The organism is Rhodococcus sp. no. 34 (assembly GCF_054589475.1).
This window is the reverse complement of record NZ_BAAILK010000005.1, coordinates 1-204: the sequence shown is the minus strand read 5'-3', so window position 1 is coordinate 204 and position 204 is coordinate 1. Positions and strand designations below refer to the sequence as shown.

1 rRNA gene is annotated in these 204 nt (G+C 58.3%); it reads left to right on the top strand.

The annotated features are described in order from the left end of the window. Nucleotides 1–204: ribosomal RNA gene (locus ACYP01_RS00280) — 16S ribosomal RNA — on the top strand; the annotation flags it as partial.

Sequence of the window (204 nt, the reverse complement as noted above, 5' to 3'; positions counted from 1 at the left end):
ACACGAGCGGCGAACGGGTGAGTAACACGTGGGTGATCTGCCCTGCACTTCGGGATAAGCCTGGGAAACTGGGTCTAATACCGGATATGACCTCCTATCGCATGGTGGGTGGTGGAAAGATTTATCGGTGCAGGATGGGCCCGCGGCCTATCAGCTTGTTGGTGGGGTAATGGCCTACCAAGGCGACGACGGGTAGCCGACCTG